An 11,054-nucleotide genomic window follows, 5' to 3' on the forward strand; every position below is an offset into this window, starting at 1 on the left:
TCAAAGGGTGTGTTTAGTGGCTTGTTGTTCGATGTGTCCATGAATCATGACCGAGACCTGACGCCCCGTGAGATCTTCAAGCTCAAGCAGGAACGCATTTCCCGGCTCGATGCCGACGGGCAGGCCGACCTGTTCGCCGAGGACGGCGTGTTGGAGGTGCCGTTCTCGCCGAACGGCCTGCCGCGCCGGTTCGAAGGAAGGGAGACGATCCGGGCCGTCATCTCGGCGGCCCTGCAGAACGCCACCCGCGGGACCCGGCGCCTGCTCGGCCATCTCGACGAGACCGTCTACGAGACCGACGACCCCGAGGTCGTCATCGCGGAGTTCACGTCCACGACCGAGGACACCGTCACCGGCGAGCACTTCCACGCGCCCTACATCCAGGTCCTCCGGATCCGCGACGGCCAGATCGTGCTGTTCCGCGACTACTGCACGCTGGAGGCCATCACGCATCTGTGGGGCGAGCACGGCGGGGAGTCCTTCGCCGAGCTCGGGCAGACCTTCCCCGAGGCCTGAGGCCCCGGGGAAGGGCACGGACTACAGGGCCACTTCGAGCAGGTAGATCTGCGGCGTTATCGCGAAGGACGCCTGGATCTGGAACTGGCTGACCACCTCGTGCTGCTTCAGCACTCGCAGGCCGGCCTCCTCGATCTCCGCACGGAGCGGGGCGGCCGGCAGCACGCCGGACAGCGCAGTGAAGATCTTGGAGTCTATGACCCTGCCGTCCTCGACGCGGTGGGCGAGGAAGTTGCTGGACCGGACCATCTCCACCGGGTCCACGTAGTCGAGCAGGGTCAGCAACATCGGGATGTCGGCGTCGGCGCCGGTCGCGACGATCGCCTGGGTCTCGAACGGCTCCGAGCGTTCCTCGATGCCGGGGAACTCGATGAGCGTCATCAGGAAGCGGCCGTCCTCGGCGAGGTGGGCGCGCACGGAGGCGAACAGCGAAGCGCGCTGTTCCTTCTCCAGGTAGCTGATCGCGTTCGCGCCGAGGGTGATGAAGTCGAAGGTCCGGTCGAGGGAGAACGACGTCATGTCGCCCTCGATGGTGGCGACTTGACCGGTGTAGTCGGAGCCGTCCTCCTTCTCCTCTTCGAGGCGCTCGGCGAACAGGCTCAGCATGTACGGCGACATGTCGAGGCCGACTGCGTCGAACCCCTGCTCCAGGAACGGGAAGGTGAGCCGTCCCGAGCCGCACGCCAGCTCGAGCAGCGTCCCCTTGCGGCCCTGGGCGACCGCCAGCATCGCCTCGGCGTCGGCCTCGTCGTAGCGGGTGAGGAAGTGGTAGACCGGCGATCCCTCGGGGCCGTACAGGCTGTGGACGCTGGAGTCGCCGCCGAGAAGGTTGGCGACGTGCGAGGCTGTTCCGAGAATGCGGAGGCCGTCGGACATGTGGGTACCCCTTTTTCGCATGGGCAGGATTTGGCCGTGGCAATTCTGGAATTGCCACGGCCATTCTCTCGAAAGCCCGTAAAAGACCCCTCAAAGCCCGCTTAAGCGGGCTCAGCCGAACCAGGTGCGGAGCGTCCGGGCGAACCCGGCGTCGCCGTCCTCGCCGCGGTCGGCCCAGGCGATGAAGCCGTCGGGGCGGACGACCACGACCCGCGCGTCGAGATCGGCGACCGGCTCGACCGTCACCACCTCGACGAGGCCGGCGAGGTGCTCGGGGACGGCGGGCAGGGCCTCCGGCTTGCCCGTCAGGTTGAGGACGAGGCCCCGGCCGCCCGCCAGCGGCTCGTAGGTCGTGAGCTCGGTACCGTCCGGACGGGTCGTCCGCACGTCAGGGAAGCGCCGGCCGATCAGCTCGTGCGGCTCGCCGGGCACGCCGGTCAGGTCGAAGGCGTAGGACACCTCGGTGACGTACTGGACGAGGTACCGCTGCACCGCCTTCATCTCGACGAGCCCCGCCAGGAACTCCCGCAGCGGCCCGACCTTCTCCAGCGGATGCTGGATCGCGATCTGCGCCGCCGCCCGCACGCAGGCCCGGCGGCCCACCGGACGGCGCTCGGCGTCGTAGCTGTCGAGCAGGCCCTCCGGTGCCCGTCCCAGCACCTCGGCGGCGAGCTTCCAGCCGAGGTTCACGGCGTCGTGCAGGGTGGTGACCATGCCGTTGCCGGAGGACGGCGGGTGCGAGTGAGCGGCGTCGCCGACGAGCAGTACGCGGCCGTCCCGGTAGGAGCGGACCAGCCGGGTCGCGTGGCCGTTCCGCTCCATCCAGGTCGGTTCCTCGATGTCGGGCGCCGTGCCGACCAGCCTGCGGACGCTGCCGAGGACCTCGTCCCTGGTCACCGGGGTGCCCGGCGGGACGTCACGGTCCTCCCACTCGACCGTCATGATCCTGATGCGGCCCGGCTGGAGCGGCAGTATGCCGAGCTGGCCGCCCGGGTACAGGCCGTTGACGAACTTGTCGCGGTTGCCGGCGAAGTCGCCGACGTCGGCCGTCACGCCGTAGTAGGCCGGCGCGAACTCCTCGTAGTCGAATCCGCAGAGCCTGGCGACGGTGCTGTGCACGCCGTCCGCGCCGACCAGGTAGGCGCCGCGGACGGTCCGCTCGCCGTCCTGTGCCGCCACCGTCACGGTGACGCCGCCGGCGTCCTGCTCGACCCCGGTCACCTCCTGGCCGTGCAGCACCTGGACGCCGAGTTCGAGGGCCCGCTCCTCCAGGATCTCCTCGGTGCGGACCTGCGGGATGAGCCAGTCGAACTCGGTCTCGCCCAGCTCCTCGTCGAACTCGATGTACAGCAGGCCGAAATGGGTCCGGTTCCAGCGCGGGGTGGACGCGTCGCCGAACCGGTCGGCGATGCCGCGCTGCTTGAGCGTCTCGACGCAGCGGGCGTGCAGCAGCGCGCCGCCCGACTCGTGCGAGCGCTCCGTCCGGCGGTCCAACACGGTGACGGGAACTCCGGCGAGGGCCAGCTCGCAGGCGAGCATGAGGCCGCCAGGGCCGGCTCCGACGATCACGACAGGTTCGTTCAAGATGTGCTCCGTTGGCTAGTGCCGTCCAGCTCCGCGCCGAGGTACTCGGCCAGCGCGGACGGGGTCGGCAGGTCGTAGACCGCGCTGGGCGGCAGGGACAGGCCGGTCGCCCGGGCGAGCCGGTCGCGCATGGTGAGGGCGCCGAGCGAGGTGATGCCGAGGTCGAGGAAGTCGGCCTCGGGCGCGACGGCGTGGCCGCCCTCGTGGCCGAGGGCGTCGGCGGTCGTCGCGAGCACGAACTCCAGCAGCAACCGGTCGCGCTCCGCGGGGGAGCGGCCTTCGAGCCGGAGCAGGAGGCCGCCGGGGTCGGCGGCGGCAGGGGCATCGTCCCTGGACGTGCGCGGGGCCGCGCCGGGGAACGCCGCGGTGACGTCGGCGACGACCACGCAGGGCGGCCCGGCGAGGATCCGCGGCAGGTCCCGCAGGGCGGCCGACGCGCGCATCGGGCGCAGGCCGGGCTGCTCGTCGCCGCCGCCTTCGACCGTCCCCCACAGCAGCGACGTCGCCGGGAGCCCGGCGGCGCGGCGCCGGCGTGCGAGGGCGTCGTGGAAGGCCCCGACCGCCAGATCTTCGGGACGGGCGGAGCGGGCTCCGGCCGACACCGTCAGCGGAGCGAAGAGGACGAAGGCGGACAGTTCCAGATCCTTGGTGGATTCGTGCAGCTGCCGGGCGGCGTCCATGGCTGCCGCGCCGCCGGCCATCGCCGCGGTGTGGAAGACCGCGGCGAGCGGCTCGCCGTCCGGGAGGAGTTCGAGGAGAGCGGGAATCGCCGCCGGATCGGCGGGGTCGAACACGACCGAGGTGATCGCGCCGTCCAGCCCGTCGGGTGCGGGCTCGGCCGGGCCGACGGCCAGGAGGACGCTGGATGCTCCCGCGCCCGCCAGCCATTTCGCCGTCTCGACCCCGAGTCCGCCGCCGGTGACCAGGACCGTCCCGGCGGGCGTCCAGCCGCGGTCGCCGCCCGGCGCCCGGGTCAGCCGCGGCACCAGCAGCGCCCCGTCCCGGACGGCCACGAGCTCGTCCCCGCCGGTCAACGCGGCCGCGAACGCCCGCCCTACCCGTCCAGAGGCTTCGAGTGGCAGTTCGAGTGGCAGATCGACGGCCCGCAGCCGCCGAGGCGACCCGCTCCGCCCCGCCGTCTCCACGACTCCCCACAGCAGGCCCTGCGAGACATCGCCGACCGGTGCGGCCGCCCCGTCGCCGACGGCTCCCCGCGTGACGAACCACAACGGCGCGTCGATCCCGGCTCGCGCCAGCGCCTCGGGCAGCTCGGCCGTCCACCGCAGCGCCTCCCGGTCCACGTCCGCCGCGAGGTACAGCACCCCTTCGACCGCTGCCCCCTCCACGGCCTCACCCAGCACCCGGGCGAGCCGATCGAGACCGCTCCCCGCGCCGCCGACCGGACCGGAGCCCGTGCCGGAGGCGACCGCGCCGTCGGCGGTCGTGGAGAGGTCGAGGTGGAGGGGCTGGGCGCCGCGTTCGGTGAGGAGGGGGATCAAGGCGGTGGGGAGGGTGGAGGAGGGGTCGTCGGTGAGGAGGAGCCAGGTGCCGGGAAGGGGCATGTCGGCGGCGACGGGGACGCGCTGCCAGGTCTGCTCGTGCCACCATCCGATGCTGCGCCTGCTGGCCGAGAGGGCCGGGAGGAGCTCGGCGAGGAGGAGCCGCTTGGCGGGGTCGTCCAGGTCCAGGTCCAGGGTGGTGGACAGGGCGCTCAGGTCCTGGCGGTCGATCGCCTCCCACAGGGCCGTCTCGGACTCCGCCGCGGGGGCGGGGGCCGCGACCGGCTCGTACCAGTAGGCGCGGTGCTGGAACGGGTAGGTGGGCGGCGGAGCGGACGCCGTCGCGGTTCCGGCCCGCCAGCCGACGGGGATCCGGGTGGCGGTGTGCACGTGGGCGAGCGCGGTCAGCACCGCGGCCGGTTCCGGGAGGGCCGTGTCGAGGACGGACCGTGCGGTGACGCCGTCCAGGGACTGGCGGGCGAGGGTCGCGAGCGCGGGACGCGCGCCGAGCTCCAGATAGCAGGCGGGAGCCTGCTCGGCGTGCAGCCGGGCGAGGCCGTCGTGGAACCGTACGGCACCGCGGATCTGACCGGCCCAGTAGGCGGGGTCGGCGAGCTGCTCGTCCGTCGCGGGCAGCCCGGTGACGTTCGAGATCAGCGGGATCCGTGCCGGGCGCGCGGTGACGCCCGCGGCGACCTCCCGGAACTCGTGGAGCATCGGCTCCATCAGCGGCGAGTGGAAGGCGTGGCTGACGACCAGCCGCCGGTGCCGCAGCCGCAGCCCGTCGAGCCGCTCGGCGATCCGGTCGAGCGCCGTGAGCTCGCCGGACAGGACTGTCGATGCGGGCCCGTTGAGCGCCGCGACGGCGACGCCGTCCTCGGCGTCCGCCAGCGGCCGCAGCTCGGCCTCGGACGCCTGGACGCTCAGCATCCCGCCCCCGGACGGCAGCGCGCTCATCAGCCGTCCGCGCGCCGCGACGAGCCGGGCGGCGTCGTCGAGGGTCCATACTCCGGCCAGGTGGGCGGCGGTGAGCTCGCCGATCGAGTGGCCGAGCAGCCGGTCGGGCGTGATGCCGTGGTGGCCGAGCAGGGCGTGCAGCGCGACCTGGAGCGTGAAGATCGCCGGCTGGGCGTAGGCGGTGTCGTTGACGAGGTCGCCGCCGTCGAACATGACGTCCTTGAGCGGCCGTTCGAGGTGCGGGTCGAACGCGGCGCACACGGTGTCGAAGGCCTCGGCGAACGTGGGGGACGCCGCGTGCAGTTCCCGTCCCATGCCGGGATGCTGGCTGCCCTGGCCGCTGAGCAGGAAGACCACGCCCTCGCCGCGTCCGGTGGGCGATCCCGTGACCAGCGCGGGATGCTCCCGTTCGGATGCGAGGGCGGTGAGCGCCGCGCCGAGCCCGGCGCGGTCTCCGCCCGCCGTGACGATCACCGCCCGGTGGTCGAACAGGGTCCGGGCGGCGAGCCTCCCGGCGAGTCCGGCCGGGACGGCGGCGGGCTGCGCGTCGAGGTGGTCGCGGAGCCGGGACGCCGCGGCGCGGAGCGCGGCCGGGTCCTTGGCCGACAGCGTGACCGCGACGGCCGGCGCCTCTTCGTCCGGGACCTCCGCCGGGGTGGGCTCGGGTGCTTGTTCGAGGATGAGGTGGGCGTTGGTGCCGCTGATGCCGAATGACGACACCGCCGCGCGGCGCGGCCGTCCCGTCTCGGGCCACGGCGTGGTCTCGGTCAGCAGCGTCACATGCCCGGTTGTCCAGTCGACGTGTGGGGTGGGGTTGTCGATGTGGAGGCTTCGTGGCAGGAGTGCGTTCTGGAGGGCGTAGACGCTTTTGATGACGCCTGCGCGTCGGCGGTTGCGGAGAAGGCCTTGCATCGGCCGTCCGGGGCGAGGCCGCGCTGGCGGCTGAACTCGACGAGCAGGGATGGCGTCGCCATGACGGTCGCGCCGCCCGCGAGGGCCAGTTCGCACTCGCCGGACCGCAGGGCCTGCGCCGCCAGATGCATCGCGACGAGCGAGGACGAGCAGGCGGTGTCGATGGTGACGGCCGGGCCTTCGAATCCGAAGGTGTAGGAGATCCGGCCGGACGCGACGCTGCCGCCGTTGGAGGTCAGCAGGTACCCCTCGTACTCCTCAGGTAGATCGTTCAGCATCCGCAGCCCGTAGTCGGCGCTGATGACGCCCGCGTAGACGCCGATCTGCCGCAGCCGCAGCCCGGACGGGTCGAGTCCCGCGTTCTCCAGGGTTTCCCACGCGGTTTCGAGGAGGAGCCGTTGCTGCGGGTCCATGGCGAGCGCCTCGCGCGGACTGATCCCGAAGAACGCCGGGTCGAAGTCCCCGGCGTCGTGCAGGAATCCGCCCCGGTCGGTCGAGGTGGTGCCGGGATGGTCGGGGTCGGGGTGGTAGAGCCCGGCGGGCCAGCCGCGGTCGGCGGGGAACGCGGACACGGCGTCGACGCCGCGCGCGACGAGGTTCCACAGGTCGTGCGGGGTCTTGACGTCGCCCGGGTAGCGGCAGCCCATCCCGACGATCGCGATCGGCTCGTCGGCCGCGGCGGCCGTCCGCCGGGCCGGGCCGCTCCTGGACGGCGCCTCGGTGAGCGTGGCCAGCAGATGCTCGGTGACCGCCCGGGGACTCGGATGGTCGAAGACCAGGGTCGGCGGCAGCCGCAGCCCGGTCGCGTTGGCGAGCCGGTTGCGGAGTTCGACGGCGGTGAGGGAGTCGAAGCCGAGGTCCTTGAACGGCCGGTCGTCGGCGATCCCGTCCGGGTCCTGGTGCCCGAGTACGGCGGCAGAGTGCGCCCGGACGACGCCCAGGAGGTGCTTGAGCCGCTGCTCGGGCTCCAGTTCGGCGAGCCGTCCGGCCAGCGCGCCGCTCCCGCCGGCCGCCGCCGGGCGGGACCGCGGTGCGAGGCCGCGCATCAGCGGCGACGGATGCGCCGCCGCGGCGGACGTGTCGAGCGTCGCGGCCAGCAGCGACGCCCGGTCGAGGCCGAGGGCGGCGTCGAACAGGGCGAGCCCGTGGTCGTCGGTGAGTGGGACGAGCCCGGATCGGCGGAGCCTGGCGAGGTCGGTGTCGCTGAGGGTCCCGGTCATGCCGCTGGTCTGCTCCCAGAGCCCCCACGCGATCGAGACGGCCGGGAGGCCTTGGGCGTGCCGATGGTGGGCGAGGGCGTCGAGGTAGGTGTTGGCGGCGGCGTAGTTGGCCTGCCCGGGGTTGCCGAGGGTGCCGGCCGCCGACGAGAACAGGACGAACGCCTCCAGGTCCAGGTCCCTGGTCTGCCGGTGCAGGTTCCAGGCGGCGTCGACCTTCGGCCGGAACACGGTCTCCAGATGGGCGGCGGTCTGGCCGAGCAGCGGCACGTCCTGGAGCGCGCCCGCCGCGTGGACCACGGCCGTCAGCGGATGCTCGGCCGGGACGGCGGCGAGGAGTGCGGCGAGCGCGTCGGGGTCGGCGGTGTCGCAGGCGGTGATCGTCACCTGCGCGCCGAGCGCTTCCAGACGGGCCGTCAGGTCGTCCGCGCCGGGGGCGTCCGGGCCGCTGCGGCTGACGAGCAGCAGCCGCCGCACCCCGTGCGCCGAGACGAGATGCCCGGCGACGAGCGCGCCGAGCGTCCCGGTGCCGCCGGTGACCAGAACGGTCCCCGTCCCCGACAGCGCCGACGGGGCCGGGCCCGGGAGCGCGACCTTGGCGAGCGCGGGGGCGAGGACCCGGCCGTCGCGCAGCGCCAGCTGCGGCTGCCCGGACGCGATCGCCGCAGGGAGCAGCGCGTCCGACGCGGGAAGGCCGTCGGTGTCGACGAGCACGAACTGGCCGGGGTTCTCCGACTGGGCGGCGCGTACCAGACCCCACACTGGCGCGAGTTCGGGGACGGCGTCCGTCCCGAGGACGGGCAAGGCGTTCGTGGTCCGGACGATCAGTCGCGATCCGGCGGACCGCGCGTCGGCGGCCCATTCGCGTACGGCCTCCAGGACCTCCGCGGCCAGGCCGCGGACCGCGTCCGGGCCGTCGGGCTCTCCGGAGACGTCGAGCAGGACGGCGGCGGGCGGCGTCTCGAGGGCCGACGCGTCGGCGAACGGCACGGGAGGCTCGCCCGCCTCGCCGACCGCGACCGGGTTCCAGACAACCTCGAAAAGGGAGCGGTCGGCGGCGGCCGCGAAGGACCGCAGGAACTCCTCGCCGCTCACCGTCCGCAGGGTCAGCGCACCGACCGTCAGAACGTGAGTCCCGGACACGTCCCACGCCTCGACACGGAGGGTCTTCTCCCCGATCTCGGTCAGCCTGACCCGCAGCTCGGTCGCGCCGGTCGCGGTCAGCCGGACGTCCCGCCACGAGAACGGCAGCGCCAGGCCGGCCCCGTCGTCGCCGGTCAGGGCGAGCGGGTGGAGCGCCGCGTCCAGCAGCGCCGGGTGGATGCCGTGCGCGCCCGCCGCCAAGTCACGGTCGAGGGCGACCCGGACGTCCAGGACGGCGCCGTCCCGGTGGAGTTCCCGGACGTTCCGGAACGCGGGACCGTAGTGGTAGCCGTGCTCGGCGAGCCGGTCGTACAGCCCGTCGATCGCGACGGGGCCGCCGGCGGGGGCGTCGGGCGCGTTCTGCGGCCCCTCGGCCTCGTCGGGGGAGAGGCGGCCCGTCGCGTGCTCGACCCACGGAGAGTCGGCCCCGGTCCGGGAGTGGAAGGTGATCTGCCGGTGGCCGTCGTCGTCGGGCGCGGAGACCGCCACATGCAGGTCGCGGGGCGTGTCCGAGGTGAGGACGAGCGGCGCCTGGAGGGTCAGCTCCGCGACGGTGGGGCAGCCTGACGCCTGCCCGGCGTGGAGCGCGAGGTCGAGGAACGCGGTGCCGGGCAGCAGCGGGGTCGCGTGGACGGCGTGGTCGGCGAGCCACGGCAGGGTGTCGGCCGACAGCCGGGACGTCGCCTGCCAGCGGCCGTCCGGGAGCGGGATGACGGTGGCGAGCAGCGGGTGGCCGGCCGCGTCCAGGCCGAGCCCCGACGCGTTGCCCGCGCCGGTCGAGCCCAGCCAGAACCTGCTGTGCTGGAACGGGTAGGTCGGCGGATGCCCGGCCCTGCCCGTCGCCGGCGGCCGCCAGAGGGTGCCGGGCTCGGCGGCCCGCACGTGGCGGCCGGCGAGCGAGACGTGGAACCTGCCGAGGCCGCCGTCGTCGCGGCGGAGCGTCGGATGGGCCGCGCCGGGTGCTCCTGACGCGTGCAGCACGGCGTCGATCGCCGGGACGAGCACCGGATGCGGGCTGGCCTCGACGAATGCGGTGTGCCGCGGGCTCAGCGCGGCCAGTACCGGATGGAACAGGACGGGATTGGCGAGGTTGTCGTACCAGTAGGCGGCGTCCAGGACGGTGGTGTCCTCGACGACGGCACCGGTGAGCGTGGAGTGGAACGGAATCGGGGCCTTGCGGGGCGAGATCCCGGCCAGCTCGGCCAGGAGGGTGCCGCGCAGGGTGTGCATGTGCGGCGTGTGCGAGGCGTAGTCCACCGGGACCATGCGGGCGTTGAGCCCGGCGGCCCGGCCGTGCGCGACGATCGCCTCGGCGGCCGCCGTCGCGCCTGCCACGACGGTGTGGGCGGGGCCGTTCAACGCCGCGACGTGCAGCTCACCGGTGAGGCCGAGGTCGCCGATGAGCGCCTCCGCGGAGATCGCGTCGAGGGGCAGCGACACCATCCGGCCGGTGTCGGCGAGACCGAGGAGCGCCTTGGCGCGGGTGGCGACGATCCGTGCGGCGTCGTCGAGGCTGAGTGCGCCCGCGATGTGGGCGGCGGCGATCTCGCCCTGGCTGTGGCCGATGACCGCGTCGGGCTCGACGCCGTGGTGCTGCCAGAGCCGGGCGAGAGAGACCATCATCGCGAACAGCGCGGGCTGCACCACGTCGGTTCCGGCGGGCAGCTCCGGCCGGGACAGGACATCCAGGAGGTTCCAGCCGGTGTGCGATTCGAGGGCCTGCGCGCAGTCGTCGAGGGCGGCGGCGAACGCGGACGACTCGGCGGCGAGCAAGGTGCCCATGCCCGCCCACTGGGAGCCCTGGCCGGGGAAGACGAACACGGTTCCGCCCGCCGTGGGCGGTCCTTCGGAGGTGACGAGGCCGCCGTGCGGGTCGCCCGAGGCGAGGGCGGCGAGCGCCGAGGCGAGCCCGGCCCGGTCGTCGGGTCCGGTGACGGCGACCGCGCGATGGTCGAAGACCGTCCGTGCCGACAGCGGAGCCGCGAGATCGTCCGGCCGGAGCCCGGGGTCGTTCGCCAGCCGGTCGGACAGCCGCAGCGCGGCGGCGCGCAGCGCCTCAGGGGTCTTGGCCGACAGCGGCACGGCCACCGACGGCGGCACGTCCGCACCGCCTGCCGCCGGGGTGGATTCGGGTGCTTGTTCGAGGATGAGGTGGGCGTTGGTGCCGCTGATGCCGAATGACGACACCGCGGCGCGGCGTGGTTGTCCGGTGTCGGGCCAGGGTCGGGCGTGGTTGAGGAGGGTGAGGTTTCCGGTTGTCCAGTCGACGTGTGGGGTGGGGTTGTCGATGTGGAGGCTTCGTGGCAGGAGTGCGTTCTGGAGGGCGTAGACGCTTTTGATGACGCCTGCG

5 protein-coding genes are annotated in these 11,054 nt (G+C 73.6%); 1 reads left to right on the forward strand and 4 read right to left on the reverse strand.

The window, feature by feature from the left end:
* Positions 1-39 precede the first annotated feature (39 nt).
* Entirely contained in the window at positions 40-516 is a 477-nt protein-coding gene (locus OO70_RS49250) for a nuclear transport factor 2 family protein (protein ID WP_158711662.1), read from the forward strand.
* 21 nt (positions 517-537) lie between these two features.
* Here the strand turns inward: OO70_RS49250 and mpaM are convergent, their stop codons facing one another.
* The 4 genes from mpaM to OO70_RS57255 form a co-directional block, all read right to left on the reverse strand.
* Entirely contained in the window at positions 538-1,392 is an 855-nt protein-coding gene (mpaM, locus tag OO70_RS51640; protein WP_051742460.1) for a daptide-type RiPP biosynthesis methyltransferase, read from the reverse strand.
* A 111-nt stretch (positions 1,393-1,503) separates the two neighbouring features.
* Positions 1,504-2,976: an FAD-dependent monooxygenase gene (locus OO70_RS49260; RefSeq protein ID WP_043687812.1), complete on the reverse strand. Its 1,473-nt coding sequence runs from the start codon at positions 2,974-2,976 to the stop codon at positions 1,504-1,506.
* A complete protein-coding gene (locus tag OO70_RS51645; RefSeq protein ID WP_051742464.1) occupies positions 2,973-6,212 on the reverse strand; it encodes an acyltransferase domain-containing protein in 3,240 nt (1,079 codons plus the stop codon). Before OO70_RS51645 ends, OO70_RS49260 begins: the two co-directional genes overlap by 4 nt.
* The coding region (locus OO70_RS57255) for a type I polyketide synthase (RefSeq protein ID WP_158711663.1) at positions 6,209-11,054 on the reverse strand (4,846 nt) is incomplete at its 5' end. The genes OO70_RS57255 and OO70_RS51645, both read right to left, overlap by 4 nt.

It is taken from the genome of Streptomyces xylophagus, assembly GCF_000716435.1.
GTDB lineage: Bacteria > Actinomycetota > Actinomycetes > Streptomycetales > Streptomycetaceae > Streptomyces > Streptomyces xylophagus.